Origin of the sequence: Humibacillus xanthopallidus (assembly GCF_006716675.1) — a bacterium.
Taxonomy (GTDB): domain Bacteria; phylum Actinomycetota; class Actinomycetes; order Actinomycetales; family Dermatophilaceae; genus Humibacillus; species Humibacillus xanthopallidus_B.
Window position 1 is genome coordinate 689,973 of record NZ_VFPM01000003.1, and the last position, 15,662, is coordinate 705,634.

The following is a 15,662-nucleotide window of genomic DNA, read 5'->3' on the forward strand; positions in this document are numbered from 1 at the left end:
TCAGCCGACGGCCTCGGCGAGCGCGCCCGCGACCCAGCTGGTCCGGGCTGCCAGCCGGCTGGGGTCGGGCCCCTCCGCGAGGAGCTCACGGCTCGAGGAGGCGAGCACCTGGTCGAGCGCGGGGCCGAACGTCGCCGCGAGGGAGTCGGCGGTGCCGCCCTGCGCGCCGAAGCCGGGAGCGAGCACCGGGGTGGCCGCCCTCACGAGGTCGAGGCCCAGCCGCTCGACCGCATCGCCGACGGTGGCACCGATGACGAGGCCGACGTGCCCGAGCTCTCCACGGAGGTGCGCTTCGGCGTTGTCGCCGCGCGCTCCCTCGACGACGGAGGCCGCGACGGAGCGGCCGGCGTGGACGGCGTGCTGGACGCTGCTGCCCTCGGGGTTGGACGTGAGGGCGAGGACGAACAGGCCGCGTCCGCTCTGCGCGGCGAGGTCGATGGCCGGGCGCAGCGACTCGTAGCCGAGGTAGGGGCTCACGGTGAGTGCATCGGCCGGAGCGACGGCGTGGGGGCCGAGGAACGCCTCGGCGTAGGCCGTCATCGTCGACCCGATGTCGCCGCGCTTGGCATCGAGGATCGTCAGCGTCTCGGCGTCGCGCAGGTCGTGGAGCACGCGCTCGAGCACGGCGATCCCGCGGCTGCCGAAGACCTCGAAGAAGGCCGACTGGGGCTTGACCGCCGCCACCCGACCGGCATACGCCTCGACGCAGGTGAGCGCGAAGCGCTCGAGCCCCGCGACGTCGTAGGTGAGGCCCCACTGCTCGATGAGGGCACGGTGCGGGTCGAGGCCGGCACAGAGCGGGCCGTGGCGGCGCATGGCCGCCTGGAGCCGGGGCCCGAAGCCCGGTGCGCCCGGGCCTGTCACTGCGGCGCCCGCGACGTTCGTGTCCGTCATGCCCGCGACCTCTCGTCCACCGGGACCGGACGGGGCGGCAGGGGGCTGCCGTGAGCGGCCCCGACGACGTCGGAGAAGCGCCGGTAGCCCTTCTCGACGAGCAGGTCGGTGAGCTCGTGCAGCACCCGCACCGGGGCCGTGGGGTCGTTGAACGTCGCCGTGCCGACCTGCACCGCGCTGGCGCCCGCAGCCACGAGCTCGAGCGCGTCGCGGCCCGTGCGCACCCCGCCGACCCCGATGATCGGCACGACCGGGATGCGGCCCTCGGCCATGGCCTGGCGCACCTGCCAGATGGCGCGGACCGCGACCGGCCGGATGGCGGGACCTGACAGACCGCCCGTGATCCCTCCGAGGTGGGGGCGCATGAGATCGGTGTCGATGACCATGCCGAGCAGGGTGTTGATCATCGTCAGGCCATCGGCCCCCGCTTTGACGCATGCGGCCGCGATGGAGGTGATGTCGGTGACGTCGGGGCTCAGCTTGGCGAAGATCGGCACGTCACGTGGCAGCTGCTCCCGCACGAGGGCGATGACCTTGGCCGACGCGCCGGGGTCGCAGGCGAAGACGAGTCCCCGGTTGGCGACGTTGGGGCAGGAGATGTTGACCTCGACACCGACGACGGCCTCGAAGGCGCGGCTCGCGCGCAGGGTCGCCGCGACGTGGGCGAACTCGGTGCTCGAGCTGCCCGCGATCGAGGGCAGCACCCGGGCCCCGACCGAGGCCAGCCACGGCAGGTCGGTGTCGACGAAGGCGGCGATTCCCGGCCCTTGCAGACCGATCGAGTTGAGCATGCCCGACGGGGTCTCGGCCATCCGGGGAGTCCCCCGGCCCGATCGGGGGTCGGCCATGACCGACTTGGTGACGAAGGCGCCGAGCTCGGAGACGTCGAAGAAGCGGTGCAGCTCGGCCCCGTTGGCGGCGCAGCCGGAGGCCGTCATGAGCGGGTTGGGCAGCACCTTGCCGAAGCCGAGGTCGACGCTGAGATCGATCCGGTCGTCGGTGGGCCGCGCGATGCGCTGGTCTGTCATCAGTGGCCTCCTGCCCTCGGTGCGCCGACAGCGTCGTCGGGCACGCGGGCGTGGTTGCCCTCGAAGGCATCCCAGCGCACGCGGTCACCGCGGAAGACCGGCCCCTCGACGCAGGATCGCACCATCCGGGTCTGCCCGTCGGTGCCGACGACAGGCATGACGCAGGTCATGCACACGCCCACGCCGCAGGCCATGGCCTCCTCGACGGCGACCTGGGCGACAGCCCCGTGCCGACCCGCGATGTCGGTGATCGACCGGAGCATGCCCATCGGGCCGCAGCCGTAGACGACGCCTGCACCCGTGCGGTCGATGAGCTCCGGCAGCACGTCGCTGACCCAGCCGCGGTGCCCGGCCGACCCGTCGTCGGTCGTCACCGTGACGCCATCGCAGCTGCGGCGCGCTTCGACGACTCCGAAGAGCCGGTCCTCGCTGGCCGCACCCAGCACCATCTCGACGTGGCAACCACGCTCGCGCAGCTGGCTGGACAGCCAGAAGAGTGGAGCGCTGCCGTAGCCGCCACCGACGAGCACGCAGGGCACCGGCTCCGTCGGCAGCGGGAACGCCTTGCCGAGCGGCCCGACGACGTCGACGGGGTCGTGCGGCTGGCGCCCGACGATCCAGCGGGTGCCCGGCCCGACGGCCGACACGACGATCTCGACGGTGCCGCCGTAGGTGCCGCTGGGGCTGACCTTGTGGATCGAGAAGGAGCGCCGCAGCAGCGTGGCCGACGACTCATCACCGACGGCGAGCGCGACGAACTGCCCGGGGCGGGCCAGCTCGGCGATCTGCGGCGACACGAGGGTGAGGTGCTGGTAGGCGCCGACGCGCCGCGTCGCGATGACCTCGGCGACCTCCTTCGCGACGCGCGCCCGCACGGGTGAGGCGCTCACGCGCCCACCCCGGCCGGGGCCGCCGTGGAGGCTGCCGCCGCGGGTCCGGCACCGGCCGTCGTCGACGTGCCGCGGCCGTAGAGATCGAGGTCGCGGGCGTGGTCCTGCAGCGACTTGACCCGGACCTCCTCGGTCAGCTGGGCCTCGATGCCGAGGACGGCCGCGGCAAGCGTTGCGATCGTCGTGATGATCGGCTTGTCGGCGCTCGTCGTCGCAGCCCGGATGGCGTAGCCATCGGCGCGGGCGTCCTGGCCCGACGGGGTGTTGACGACCATCTGGACGGTGCCGTCGAGGATGAGGTCGACGATCGAGCGCTCGCCCTTGTCGCCGTCGCCGCGCTCGGTGATCTTGCGCACGAGCGTGGCCTCGATGCCGTTGCGCTGGAGCACGGCGGCGGTGCCGGTGGTCGCGAGGATCGTGAAGCCGAGGTCGACGAGACGCTTGACCGGGAAGAGCATCGCGCGCTTGTCACGGTTGGCCACCGACACGAAGATGGCGCCGGACCGAGGCAGTGCCGACCCGCTCCCCTGCTGGGCCTTGGAGAAGGCCGACCCGAAGTCGAGGTCGATGCCCATGACCTCGCCGGTCGAGCGCATCTCGGGACCGAGCAGGGAGTCGACGGCGACGCCCTCCTTGGTGCGGAAGCGCTTGAACGGCAGGACCGCCTCCTTGACCGACATCGGAGCGTGGTCCGGCATCGACCCGCCGTCACCGACCGGGGGCAGCATGCCCTCGTCGCGCAGCTCCTGCACGCTCGCACCGAGCATGACCCGGGCCGCGGCGCTCGCGAGCGGCACGCCCGTCGCCTTGGCGACGAAGGGCACCGTGCGCGAGGCCCGCGGGTTCGCCTCGATGACGTAGAGGATGTCCTGGGCGAGGGCGAACTGGACGTTCATGAGGCCGCGCACCCCGATGCCCTCGGCGAGCTTGCGCGTCGCGACGCGCACCCGTTCGAGCTCACCGTCGCCGAGCGTCGCGGGCGGCAGCGTGCACGAGCTGTCGCCGGAGTGGATGCCGGCCTCCTCGACGTGCTCCATGATGCCGCCGAGGTACATGTCCTCGCCGTCGAAGAGCGCGTCGACGTCGATCTCGATCGCGTCGTCGAGGAAGCGGTCGATGAGGATCGGGTGCTCGGGCGAGGCCTCGGTGGCCTTCTCGACGTAGGTCACGAGGGAGTCGTCGTCGTAGACGATGACCATGCCCCGGCCGCCGAGGACGTAGGACGGTCGCACGAGCACGGGGTAGCCGATCTCGCGCGCGACCTCGAGCGCCTCGTCGGAGCTGTATGCCGTGCCGTGCTTGGGTGCCACGAGCCCCGCCCGCGCCAGGACCTGCCCGAAGGCACCGCGGTCCTCGGCGAGGTGGATCGCGTCGGGCGAGGTGCCGACGATCGGCACGCCCTCGGCGGCGAGCGCCTTGGCGAGACCGAGCGGCGTCTGCCCGCCGAGCTGGACGATGACGCCGGCCACCGGGCCCGCCTTCGTCTCGGCGTGGATGACCTCGAGGACGTCCTCGAGGGTCAGCGGCTCGAAGTAGAGGCGGCTGCTCGTGTCGTAGTCGGTCGAGACCGTCTCGGGGTTGCAGTTGACCATGACGGTGTCGAAGCCCTTGTCGCGCAAGGCGAACGAGGCGTGGACGCACGAGTAGTCGAACTCCACACCCTGGCCGATGCGGTTGGGGCCCGAGCCGAGGATGATGACGGCGGGCCGGTCACGCGGTGCGACCTCGGTCTCCTCGTCGTAGGCGCTGTAGTGGTACGGCGTCGTGGCTGCGAACTCAGCGGCACACGTGTCGACGGTCTTGTAGACCGGGCGCACCCCGAGAGCGTGGCGCACGCCGCGGACCACGGCCTCCGGCATACGACGGATGGAGGCCACCTGGGCGTCGCTGAAGCCGTGGCGCTTGACGAGGCGGAGCAGCTCGGGGGTGAGCTCGTCGGCCTCGGCGAGCATCGCCGCCACGTCGTTGACGAGCTGGATCTGGTCGAGGAACCACGGGTCGATACCGGTGGCCTCGTGGACCTCCTCGACGGTGCAGCCGCCTCGAAGAGCCTGCTGCACGAGGACGATCCGCCCGTCGGTCGGGACCTTGGCCTCCTCGAGCGCGCGCTCGGCGTGGAGCGGGGTGACCTCCCCGTCCCAGTGGAAGGAGGCCCCCTTCTTCTCGAGCGAGCGCAGGGCCTTCTGCAGCGCCTCGGTGAAGTTGCGCCCGATCGCCATCGCCTCGCCCACCGACTTCATGGTCGTCGTGAGCGTCGGGTCGGCGGCCGGGAACTTCTCGAAGGCGAAGCGCGGCACCTTGACGACGACGTAGTCGAGGGTCGGCTCGAAGCTCGCAGGCGTCTCGCGGGTGATGTCGTTGGGCACCTCGTCGAGGGTGTAGCCGATCGCCATCTTCGCGGCGATCTTCGCGATCGGGAAGCCGGTCGCCTTCGAGGCCAGCGCGCTCGAGCGCGAGACGCGGGGGTTCATCTCGATGACGATGATGCGGCCGTCCGCGGGGTTGACGGCGAACTGGATGTTGCAGCCGCCCGTCTCGACGCCGACCTCGCGGATCACCGCGATGCCGATGTCGCGCAGCCGCTGGTACTCGCGGTCGGTGAGGGTGAGTGCCGGTGCGACCGTGATGGAGTCGCCCGTGTGCACGCCCATCGGGTCGAGGTTCTCGATCGAGCAGACGACGACGACGTTGTCGGCGTGGTCGCGCATGACCTCGAGCTCGTACTCCTTCCAGCCGAGGATCGACTCCTCGAGGAGCACCTCGGTCGTCGGGGAGTACTGCAGGCCCTGGCCGCCGATGCGTCGCAGGTCGGCCTCGTCGTAGGCGAAGCCCGAGCCGAGGCCACCCATCGTGAAGGACGGCCGCACGACCACGGGGTAGCCGAGGTCGGCCGCCCCGGCGAGCAGCTCGTCCATCGAGTGGCAGATGATCGAGCGCGCCGACTCCGCGCCGCAGCGCTCGACGACGCCCTTGAACTTCTCGCGGTCCTCGCCGAGCTGGATCGCGTCGACGTTGGCGCCGATGAGCGGGCACCCGTACTTCTCCAGAACTCCGTTGTCGTGCAAGGAGATTGCGCAGTTGAGAGCCGTCTGGCCGCCGAGCGTGGCGAGGACGGCGTCGGGCCGCTCCTTGGCGATGATCGCCTCGACGACCTCGGGGGTGATCGGCTCGACGTAGGTCGCGTCGGCGAACTCGGGGTCGGTCATGATCGTCGCGGGGTTGCTGTTGACGAGGATGACGCGGATGCCCTCCTCACGCAGGACGCGGCACGCCTGGGTGCCGGAGTAGTCGAACTCGCACGCCTGACCGATGACGATCGGCCCGGAGCCGATGACGAGGACGCTCTTGATGTCGTCGCGCTTGGGCATGTCAGTTGCTCCCCTCGGTCGCGGGTCCGGCGCTCGGTGTCGTCAGACGGTGTTGTTCCATGAGCTCGACGAAGCGGTCGAAGAGGTAGGCGGCGTCGTGCGGGCCGGCCGCGGCCTCGGGATGGTACTGCACCGAATAGGCAGGCAGATCAAGGCATTCCAGGCCCTCGACGACGTCGTCGTTGAGGCACACGTGGCTCACCCGCACCCGTCCGTATGCCGTGTCGCTCTCCTTGTCGAGGGGTGCGTCCACCGCGAAGCCGTGGTTGTGCGCCGTCACCTCGACCTTGCCGGTCGTGCGGTCCATGACCGGCTGGTTGATGCCGCGGTGGCCGTACTTCAGCTTGTAGGTGCCGAAGCCGAGCGCGCGACCGAGCAGCTGGTTGCCGAAGCAGATGCCGAAGAACGGGATGCGGCGCGACAGGACCTCGCGCAGCAGGGCCACCTCGTGCTCGGCACTCGCGGGGTCGCCGGGGCCGTTGGAGAAGAAGACGCCGTCAGGACCGTGCTCGCCGACGGCGAGGACGTCGTCGATGGTCGCGCTGGCCGGCAGCACGTGCACCTCGATGCCGCGCTGGGCCATGAGCTGGGGCGTCATCGCCTTGATCCCGAGGTCCACCGCCGCGACGGTGAAGCGCTTCTCGCCGACGGCGGGGACGGCATACGGCTCGCTCGTCGTGACCTCGGCGGCGAGCGCGGCACCGGTCATCTGGGGGCTCGTGCGCACGGTGTCGAGCAGCTCGTCGGCGGGCCGGCCCGCCGCGTCGCCGCTGAAGAGCCCGACCCGCATGGCACCCCGCTCGCGCAGGTGGCGCGTCAGGGCTCGCGTGTCGATCTCGCAGACGCCGACGATGCCCTGGTCGGCCAGCTCGTCCTCGAGGTCGCGTGTCGCGCGCCAATTGGACGAGCGGATCGCGGGGTCGCGCACGACGTAGCCCGCCGCCCAGATGCGGGTGCTCTCGTCGTCCTCGGTGTTGACGCCGGTGTTGCCGACGTGCGGCGCCGTCATGACGATGACCTGGCGGTGGTAGCTCGGGTCGGTGAGCGTCTCCTGGTAGCCGGTCATGCCCGTCGAGAACACGGCCTCGCCCACGGTCTCGCCGACGGCGCCGTAGGACGCGCCGCGGAAGGTGCGGCCGTCCTCGAGCACGAGGACGGCGGGCTCGCGCCGGCGCCCCGGCCGTGCGTCGCGGCCCGGAACGGTCAGTGGTGTCTGGGTGGTCACAGGTCTGCCCCCGGTGTCGAAGCGGTCGTCAGTGGTCGGTGGGTGCGGGAGGTCGCTCCGCGGTCGAAGGTGACACGGCCGCCGTAGACGGTCGCCACCACGGCGCCGCGGAAGGTTCGGCCGTGCCACGGGTTGTTGCGCGAACGGCTGCGGCTCTCAGCCGCGTCGACGGTGAGCTCACGGTCGGGGTCGACGAGGGTGACGTGCGCCGGTGAGCCCTCCGACAGCGGGCGACCTTGCGCCGCAAGGCCGCCGATGCGGGCCGGGGCACTCGACATGACCCGCGCGACACCTGCCCAGTCGAGCAGCCCGGGCTGCACGAGCACCTCGCTGACGACCGAGAGCGCCGTCTCGAGGCCGAGCATGCCGAAGGCCGCATCCGGGAAGGCGTGCTCCTTGTCCTGACGCGCGTGCGGAGCGTGGTCGGTCGCGACCGCGTCGATCGTGCCGTCGGCGAGCGCAGCGCGCAGCGCCTCGACGTCCTCTGTCGGGCGCAGGGGCGGGTTGACCTTGTAGACGGGGTCGTAGCCCGCGAGCAGGTCGGTCGTCAGCGCGAGGTGGTGCGGCGTCACCTCGGCGGTGACGTCGATGCCCTGCGCCTTGGCCCAGCGGATGACCTCGACGGTGCCGGCGGTCGACACGTGAGCGACGTGGACCCGCGAGCCGGTGTGGCGGGCGAGCATGACGTCGCGGGCGACGATCGACTCCTCGGCGATGCCGGGCCAGCCGGTGAGGCCGAGCCGTCCGGACACCTCGCCCTCGTGGCAGCACGCGTCGGGTCCGGCGAGGCGCGGGTCCTGCGCGTGCTGCGAGATGACGCCCCCGAAGGTCTTGACGTACTCGAGCGCCCGCCGCATGACGCGGGCGTCGTGGACGCAGTGGCCGTCGTCGGAGAAGACCCGCACGGCGGCCCGGGAGCGCGCCATGAGGCCGAGCTCGGCGAGCTCCCCGCCCTCGAGGCCCTTGGTCACGGCGCCGACCGGCACCACCTCGGTGAGGCCGCAGGCGCGCCCGAGGTCGAGCACACGCTCGGCAGCCTCGGCCGTGTCGGTGACGGGGCTCGTGTTGGCCATGGCGAAGACGGCGGTGTAGCCGCCCGCCGCGGCGGCCGCAGAGCCGGTGGCGATGGTCTCGGCGTCCTCACGGCCGGGCTCGCGCAGGTGCACGTGCAGGTCGACGAGGCCAGGGAGCGCGACGAGCCCGTCGGCGTCGAGCACCTCGACGTCGCTACCCACGCGGATCGAGCCGACCTCGCGGATGACGCCGTCGTCGACGAGCAGGTCGGCGGCCTCGGCCCCGAGCAGGCGGGCGCCGCGGATCAGCAGGCGGCTCATCGGACGACTCCCTCGGTCGTGGCGGTCGTGGCGGGCGCGTCGTCCCCGGCGAGCAGGTGGTAGAGCACCGCCATGCGCACCGCGACACCGGCCGAGACCTGGTCGAGGACGACCGACTGGGGTGCGTCGGCAGCCTCGGGCGCGATCTCGAGACCGCGGTTCATCGGCCCCGGGTGGAGCACGAGCACGTCCGCGTTGCGGGCGACGAGCCGGTCGAGCCGGTCGCGGGTGAGGCCGTAGCCGACGGTGTACTCGCGGGCCGTCGGGAAGTAGCCCCCGCTCATGCGTTCGCGCTGGACCCGCAGCATCATGACCGCGTCGACGGGGTCGTCCCCGCCGAGGACCGCGTCGAGGTCCCAGCTCGTGGAGAAGCCGTCCGCGGCGCTCCAGGCGCCGATGCCGCTCGGCATGAGGGTCGGCGGAGCGACAACCGTGACCCGTGCCCCCAGCGTCTTCAGCGTGATGACGTTGCTGCGGAAGACGCGGGAGTGGGTGAGGTCACCGACGATGACGATGTGCTTGCCGTCGAGGTCACCGAGCCGGGTGCGCAGCGTGTAGGCGTCGAGCAGCGCCTGGGTCGGGTGCTCGTGGGTGCCGTCGCCGGCGTTGATGACGCTGCAGCGCACCCACTGGGCCACCTGGTGGCACGCGCCAGAGGCGTTGTGCCGGATGACGAGGGCGTCGACCGCCATGGCGTCGACGGTCATCGCCGTGTCGCGCAGGCTCTCGCCCTTGCTCGTCGAGGAGCCCTTGGCAGAGAGGTTGATCGTGTCGGCCGACATCCACTTGCCCGCGATCTCGAAGGAGCTGCGGGTGCGGGTCGAGTCCTCGAAGAAGAAGTTGATGATGGTCCGGCCCCGCAGGGTCGGCACCTTCTTGACCTCGCGGCGCTGGAGGTCGTGCATCGAGGCCGCCGTCTCGAGGATGTCCTCGACCTCGGCCCGGCTGAGGTCGGCCGAGGAGATGAGGTGCTTGCTCACCGGCCCTCTCCCCCGCTGATGCGCACGACGTCGATGCCGTCGAGCTCGGCCACCCGCACGTGCACGCGCTCGTCGCGCGAGGTCGGGAGGTTCTTGCCGACGTGGTCGGCGCGGATCGGCAGCTCCCGGTGACCGCGGTCGACGAGGACGGCGAGGCGTACGGCCCGGGGCCGGCCGAGCTCCGACAGCGCGTCGAGCGCTGCCCGGATCGTGCGGCCGGAGTAGAGGACGTCGTCGACGAGGACGACGACCTTGTCGTCGATGCCGGCGGCCGGGATGCGCGACCGGTGGGCCGTGCGCACCGGGTGGCGGCGCAGGTCGTCGCGGTGCAGCGTGATGTCGAGCTCGCCGACGGGGATCTCGGCGCCCTCGACGTCCTCGATGCAGGCCGCGAGGCGTCGGGCGAGGGGGACCCCGCGCGACGGGATGCCGAGGAGCACGAGCCCCTCGCTGCCCTTGTTGCGCTCGAGGATCTCGTGACCGATGCGCCGCAGCGCCCGGGAGATGTCGCCCTCCGTCATGACGTCTCGCGCGTCAGCAGGGGTGCTCGAACTGGTGGCAGGCTCGCTCAGGTCAGGGCAGGTCATAGCCGCTGGACCTCCTTCCCCGCCTCACAGGACGGTGGTTAAAGGATGTCGTCGCGCTGGAGTCTAGCGCGGGCACGAGGGGCCTCCGACACGTGTCCGAGCGGCAGGCCCGCAGGTGCGTCGTCAGACGATGGTCGCCTTGACCTCGGCGAGGCGACCGAGCAGGCCGTTGACGAAGGCCGGTGACTCGTCCGTCGACAGGTCGGTCGCGAGGGCCACGGCCTCCGAGATCGCGACGGCGTCGGGGATCTCGTCGTTCCAGAGGACCTCCCACGCCCCGAGGCGGAGGATCGCGCGGTCCACGGCGGGCATCCGCTCGAGGGTCCAGCCCTGGCTGTAGTCGGTCAGGGCCGCGTTGATGTCGTTCCAGCGACCCACGACACCACGCACGAGCTCAGCGGTGTACGGGTTGTTGCCGGCACGTGACTCGCGGTCGCGCAGCCGCTCGTCGAGCAGGTTCTCGGCGTTGATGCCGCGCTGGTCCGCCTCGAAGAGGATGTCGAGGGCCCGCGTGCGGGCCTTGCTGCGTGCTGACAAGGGGATTCGCGTCCGCTCAGTCGTTGACGCGGCCGAGGTAGGACCCGTCGCGGGTGTCCACCTTGACGCGCGTGCCGGTCTCGAGGAAGAGCGGCACCTGGATCTGGGCGCCGGTCTCGAGGGTGGCGGGCTTCGTGCCGCCGGTCGAGCGGTCGCCCTGAAGGCCCGGCTCGGTGTGCGTGATCTCGAGGACGACCGACGCCGGCAGCTCGACGTAGAGCGGCGCCCCGTCGTGCGTCGCGACGATGGCGTTCTGGTTCTCGAGGAGGTAGTCGGCCGCGCCGCCGACGACGGTCTCCGACACGTTCAGCTGGTCGTAGGTGTCGGTGTCCATGAAGACGAAGTCGGAGCCGTCCTTGTAGAGGTACTGCATCGTGCGCTTGTCGACGTTGCTCGTCTCGACCTTGGTGCCCGCGTTGAAGGTCTTGTCGACGACCTTGCCGGAGAGGACGGCCTTGAGCTTGGTGCGCACGAAGGCGGGGCCTTTGCCCGGCTTCACGTGCTGGAACTCGACCACGGACCAGAGCTGCCCCTCGAGGTTGAGCACCATGCCGTTCTTCAGGTCGTTGGTCGTAGCCATCGTCGTCAAACCACTTTCGTATGCCGTCCGGCCCGTCGAGCACGCCGCTGCGCGCCCCGGTCGGGACGGTTGCTGAGTCAGGGAGAGTTGCCGCGCAAGTCTAGCCGGGCCCCACTCCGATCGAAGAATCGCGCGGGTCCGGCGAGAGCCCGCGCCGCGGTATCGTGGTCGGCTCCCTCCAGCCCCCGCTCCCCGTGAGAGGTGTCTTGCCGTGGCCGCGCCCGCCCCACCCGCAGGAGAGCTCGAGCGCGAGCAGGCCTACCTCGACACCGCCCGGGCCGAGCTGGCCCGGATGCGCACGTCGGCAGAGCAGCTCGACGCCTCACGGGCGAGCGACGCGATCTCCGGGGAGGTGCTGAGCCGGGTCCTCGCACGCCGCATCGCCTCGCTCCAGGACGACCCGCGCACGACGCTCTTCTTCGGGCGCATCGACGTCGAGCCCGCGGACGGCCCGGCGGAGCAGTTCCACATCGGCCGTCGGCACGTCTCGGACGAAGCGGGCGACCCCGTCGTCGTCGACTGGCGTGCGCCGATCTCGACGGCCTTCTACCGCGCCTCGCCGGCCGACCGGATGGACGTCGTGCTGCGCCGCCGCTTCGGGGTCGACCGCGGTCGGCTGACCGCGCTCGAGGACGAGCACCTGCGCGAGCCCGAGCAGTCGACCGCGACGGCCGGCTCGCTGCTGGCCGCCGAGATCGAGCGCCCGCGCACCGGTCCCATGCGCGACATCGTCTCGACGATCCAGCCGGAGCAGGACGAGATCGTCCGCAGCGACGTCGCGGTCAGCGTCTGCGTCCAGGGCGCCCCGGGGACCGGCAAGACCGCGGTGGGGCTGCACCGTGCGGCGTGGCTGCTCTACTCCTACCGCGGGCGGCTCGATCGCTCTGGTGTGCTCGTCGTCGGGCCCAACCGCGCCTTCCTCGACCACATCGGCGCCGTCCTGCCGTCGCTGGGTGAGGTGCGGGTCGGGCACGCGACCATCGAGAGCCTGCTCGACCACGGGCGCGTGCGCGCCGAGGAGCCGCCCGAGGTCGCGACGCTGAAGGGCGACGCGAGGCTCGCGCTCGTCCTGCGTCGCGCGGTGTGGTCGAGCCTCGTGCCTCCCACGGAAGCGCTCGTGGTCCCGCGCGGCGTGCGCAAGTGGCGCGTGCCGGCATACGAGGTCAGGGACATCGTCGACGAGCTGGCCGCGCGGGGCGTGCGCTACTCGGCGGCGCGCGACCTGCTGCCCCAGCGGCTCGCCCACCACGTGCTGCTCGAGATGGAGCGTGCGGGCGACTCGCCCGACGACCGCGTGCAGGACGCCGTCGCGAGGTCCGCAGCGGTGAAGAAGTACGTCTCCTCCGTGTGGCCGGCCCTCGACCCTCAGGGTGTGCTGCACCGGCTGTGGTCCGACCCCCGGGCCTTGCGCGCAGCGGCCGGCGACGACCTGACGGAGCGCGAGCAGTCGATCCTCCTGTGGGCCGAGCCCGCCCGCACCAAGGGAGCGGCCCGCTGGTCGCGCGCCGACATGGCCCTGCTCGACGAGCTCGACGACCTGCTGCGTCGCCTGCCGAGCCTCGGTCACGTCGTCCTCGACGAGGCGCAGGACCTCTCCCCCATGCAGCTGCGCGCCGTCGGCCGACGGTGCTCGACGGGGTCGGTCACGGTGCTCGGCGACATCGCCCAGGGCACGACACCCTGGGCGACCGCGTCGTGGGACGACGCGATGCGCCATCTCGGCAAGGACGACCACGACCTCGTGGTGCTCGACCGCGGCTTCCGCGTGCCGGCCGTCGTCATCGAGTATGCCGCCCGCCTCCTGCCGCACATGGCCCCCGGTCTCGGTGCCCCGGTGTCGGTGCGCGACAACCCCGGACGGCTCGAGATCCGTCCGGCGGACAGCGCGGGACTCGACGGCGAGGTCGTGACCGCGGTCGAGCGGGCCGCCGGCGCGGCGGGATCGATCGGCGTCATCGTCGCGGACGCGAACGTCGACCGGGTGTCGAGGGCGCTCGGAGCCGCCGGTGTCTCCCACGGTCGGCTCGACCGCGACCACGGCGACGACGAGGACCACCAGGTCGAGGTGGTGCCGGCCAGCGTCGCCAAGGGCCTCGAGTTCGACCGCACCGTCGTCGTGGAGCCGGCCGCCATCGCCGCTGCCGAGCCCGACGAGCGCACGGGCCTGCGACGTCTCTACGTCGTCCTGACCCGCGCCGTGTCGGAGCTGACGATCGTGCACACCGAGCCGCTGCCCGAGGCGCTCCGCGCGGCCTGACGCTCGCTCAGCCGAGCCCTCAGCCGAGTCCTCGATGGGCCGCCCACCGTTCGGCGGCGCGGTCCGCCGCAGAGGCGACCAGGGCGACGAGCTCAGGGCGGTCCGGCACGGTGAACGACACGTATGCCCCGCGGCCGCCCTCGACCGGCCGGCCGTAGGCCTTGGCCGCGAGGTGTCCGTCGGGGAGCATCCGGACATTGAGGGTGTCGAGCCGGAACTCCTGTCCCCGGCGGCTGTCGTTCCAGCGCAGCGACTCGGGGATCGTCACGTTGACCGCCATCGCGCTGATGTCGAGGTCCTCGTCCTCACTCATGGGAGCAGGCTCCCACGTGTCCCGGCGCGCGGGTGGGTCAGACGCCGATGGTCAACGCCGCGGTGTAGCCGGTCGACGCGCTGCCCGACATCGTCGCGAGCTGGTGGATGCCGGCGTCGTCACCGAAGACGTTGTCGCGCTCGAGGCTGACCTGCGACAGGTTGCCGACGCTCTGCTCGTAGCCACTGGTGGCATAGACCGACTCGCACGCGGCCTGGGGCAGAGCGATCTGTGAGGTCTTGACGATGGGTCCGCTCGACGTCGCGTCGCTCACCTTCTCGTAGACCTCGAAGTGGATGTGCGGCCAGCGACCCGCGTAGCAGGCAGGGAAGACCGAGGTGAAGGTCGCGGTCCCGGACTCGTCGGTGGCCTGCACGCCGCGGAGGTAGTTCTCATCGGCCGCTGCCTGGCTGTACATCGAGTAGTTGCCCTCCCGGTCGCAGTGCCAGACGTAGACGGCGGCGCCCACGAGGGCCGAGCTCGTCGCGAGATCCTTCACCGTCAGCGTGATGGTGAGAGGCACGCCCTGCGCTGTCGTCGTGGAGGACCCGAAGCTGCTGCGGATGTCGCGGCGCACGATGCCCGAGTCATCGAGGACGTCCTGGCCGTTGGACCCGTCGCCCGGGTAGGGCCCTGCCGTCTCGTCCGGTGCGTCGACGAGGCCGGCGGCGCTCGTGCCGGCGGACGTGGCCGCGGGCGCGTTCGTCGGGCTGCCCGTCGCCACCGACGCCGTGCCGTTGCTGCACGCGGCGAGCGCACCGGCGACACCGAGCCCACCGAGGAGCGCCAGCGCCCGGCGCCGGTCGACGAGCGTTCGTAGGTCGTGGACGAGGCCCCGGTCGTGCTCCTCGATCTCCTTGCCGTCCTCGTCGAGCCATTCGGGCTGTGGAGCCGAGGGTGTGTGCGCCGCCATGACGGACCTTTCGTCGCGGGACCCGGCGGGCCCTCCGTGGGACGAGTCTGGGAGCTGCGCCCGTGACGCGCCCGTGACCGCTCTGTGCGGCGACTGTGACGAGAACCTATGATTCATAGGTGATACCCTTTGCATGTTAGGTTTGACCCGTGGGACGAGCGCAGCTGACGACGGCAACGGTGATCGCCCGCGCCGCAGAACTGGCCGACACCTCGGGCTTCGACTCCGTCAGCCTCGCCGCGGTCGCACGGTCGTTCGGAGTGCGCACACCCAGCCTCTACGAGCACGTCCGCGATCTGGCTGCCCTCCGAGACGGGGTCACGGCCCTTGCCCTGGATGAGCTGGCGACCCTGATCAGTGACGCCATCGCCGGCCGCGCCCGGGAGGATGCCCTGCTCGGGTTCTGCTCGGCGCATCGCACCTACGCGCAGACTCGTCCCGGGTGTTGGGAGTCGTTGCAGCGGCGGGCCGGGCCTGACGCAGTGAGCGCGCCCGCCGCTGCGCGGATGGTCCACGTCATCGATGCGGTCCTGCTGGGCTATGGCATCCGCGAGGGTGACCGCACCCACGCCACGCGGATCGTGGGTGGGGCCATCAGCGGCTTCCTCAACCTCGAGCGCATCGGGAGCTTCGCGCACAGCGGTCCCCCTGTGGAGCAGTCCTGGACCGAGCTGCTCGACTCGCTCCATTTCCTCCTCATGCACTGGCATGACCGCTCACCACTCGACCGGACGGAACCTTCGTGACCACGAGAAC

14 protein-coding genes are annotated in these 15,662 nt (G+C 71.6%); 2 read left to right on the top strand and 12 right to left on the bottom strand.

From position 1 onward, the window contains the following. From pyrF to efp, 10 genes are all read right to left on the bottom strand, one after another. On the bottom strand, nt 1-894 hold the full coding sequence (gene pyrF, locus FBY41_RS18250) for an orotidine-5'-phosphate decarboxylase (protein WP_141845687.1): 894 nt from the start codon (nt 892-894) through the stop codon (nt 1-3). Then, entirely contained in the window at nt 891-1,922 is a 1,032-nt protein-coding gene (locus FBY41_RS18255; RefSeq protein WP_141845689.1) for a dihydroorotate dehydrogenase, read from the bottom strand. The genes pyrF and FBY41_RS18255 overlap by 4 nt, the downstream gene beginning before the upstream one ends. Continuing rightward, nucleotides 1,922-2,812, bottom strand: coding sequence for a dihydroorotate dehydrogenase electron transfer subunit (locus FBY41_RS18260; protein WP_141845691.1), 891 nt, complete (start codon nt 2,810-2,812; stop codon nt 1,922-1,924). Before FBY41_RS18260 ends, FBY41_RS18255 begins: the two co-directional genes overlap by 1 nt. After that, a complete protein-coding gene (gene carB, locus FBY41_RS18265; protein WP_141845693.1) occupies nt 2,809-6,180 on the bottom strand; it encodes a carbamoyl-phosphate synthase large subunit in 3,372 nt (1,123 codons plus the stop codon). The genes FBY41_RS18260 and carB overlap by 4 nt, the downstream gene beginning before the upstream one ends. Nucleotide 6,181: 1 nt before the next feature. After that, nucleotides 6,182-7,405 (bottom strand): glutamine-hydrolyzing carbamoyl-phosphate synthase small subunit, encoded by a 1,224-nt coding sequence (gene carA / locus FBY41_RS18270; RefSeq protein ID WP_141845695.1) that lies wholly within the window; start codon nt 7,403-7,405, stop codon nt 6,182-6,184. Further along, the gene (locus tag FBY41_RS18275) at nt 7,402-8,739 is read right to left on the bottom strand and encodes a dihydroorotase (protein ID WP_141845697.1); all 1,338 of its coding nucleotides are present in this window, start codon (nt 8,737-8,739) and stop codon (nt 7,402-7,404) included. The genes carA and FBY41_RS18275 overlap by 4 nt, the downstream gene beginning before the upstream one ends. Next, on the bottom strand, nt 8,736-9,719 hold the full coding sequence (locus FBY41_RS18280; protein ID WP_141845699.1) for an aspartate carbamoyltransferase catalytic subunit: 984 nt from the start codon (nt 9,717-9,719) through the stop codon (nt 8,736-8,738). Before FBY41_RS18280 ends, FBY41_RS18275 begins: the two co-directional genes overlap by 4 nt. Further along, nucleotides 9,716-10,306, bottom strand: a complete 591-nt coding sequence (gene pyrR, locus FBY41_RS18285) for a bifunctional pyr operon transcriptional regulator/uracil phosphoribosyltransferase PyrR (RefSeq protein ID WP_141845701.1) — start codon at nt 10,304-10,306, stop codon at nt 9,716-9,718. The genes FBY41_RS18280 and pyrR overlap by 4 nt, the downstream gene beginning before the upstream one ends. A gap of 123 nt (nt 10,307-10,429) precedes the next feature. Continuing rightward, complete coding sequence (gene nusB, locus FBY41_RS18290; protein ID WP_141845703.1) at nt 10,430-10,843, bottom strand: transcription antitermination factor NusB; 414 nt, start codon at nt 10,841-10,843, stop codon at nt 10,430-10,432. A gap of 16 nt (nt 10,844-10,859) precedes the next feature. Continuing rightward, the gene (efp, locus tag FBY41_RS18295) at nt 10,860-11,423 is read right to left on the bottom strand and encodes an elongation factor P (protein WP_141845705.1); all 564 of its coding nucleotides are present in this window, start codon (nt 11,421-11,423) and stop codon (nt 10,860-10,862) included. A 211-nt stretch (nt 11,424-11,634) separates the two neighbouring features. On the opposite strand from efp, the gene FBY41_RS18300 reads away from it, so the two are divergent. Beyond that, complete coding sequence (locus FBY41_RS18300) at nt 11,635-13,680, top strand: HelD family protein (RefSeq protein ID WP_141845707.1); 2,046 nt, start codon at nt 11,635-11,637, stop codon at nt 13,678-13,680. A 19-nt stretch (nt 13,681-13,699) separates the two neighbouring features. Here the strand turns inward: FBY41_RS18300 and FBY41_RS18305 are convergent, their stop codons facing one another. Continuing rightward, nucleotides 13,700-13,993, bottom strand: a complete 294-nt coding sequence (locus FBY41_RS18305) for a hypothetical protein (RefSeq protein ID WP_141845709.1) — start codon at nt 13,991-13,993, stop codon at nt 13,700-13,702. Nucleotides 13,994-14,030: 37 nt separating this feature from the next. Then, nucleotides 14,031-14,906: an intradiol ring-cleavage dioxygenase gene (locus FBY41_RS18310; RefSeq protein WP_141845711.1), complete on the bottom strand. Its 876-nt coding sequence runs from the start codon at nt 14,904-14,906 to the stop codon at nt 14,031-14,033. A gap of 149 nt (nt 14,907-15,055) precedes the next feature. Between FBY41_RS18310 and FBY41_RS18315 the strand changes: the two genes are divergently transcribed. Continuing rightward, complete coding sequence (locus FBY41_RS18315) at nt 15,056-15,652, top strand: TetR/AcrR family transcriptional regulator (RefSeq protein WP_141845713.1); 597 nt, start codon at nt 15,056-15,058, stop codon at nt 15,650-15,652. The last annotated feature ends 10 nt before the right edge of the window (nt 15,653-15,662 follow it).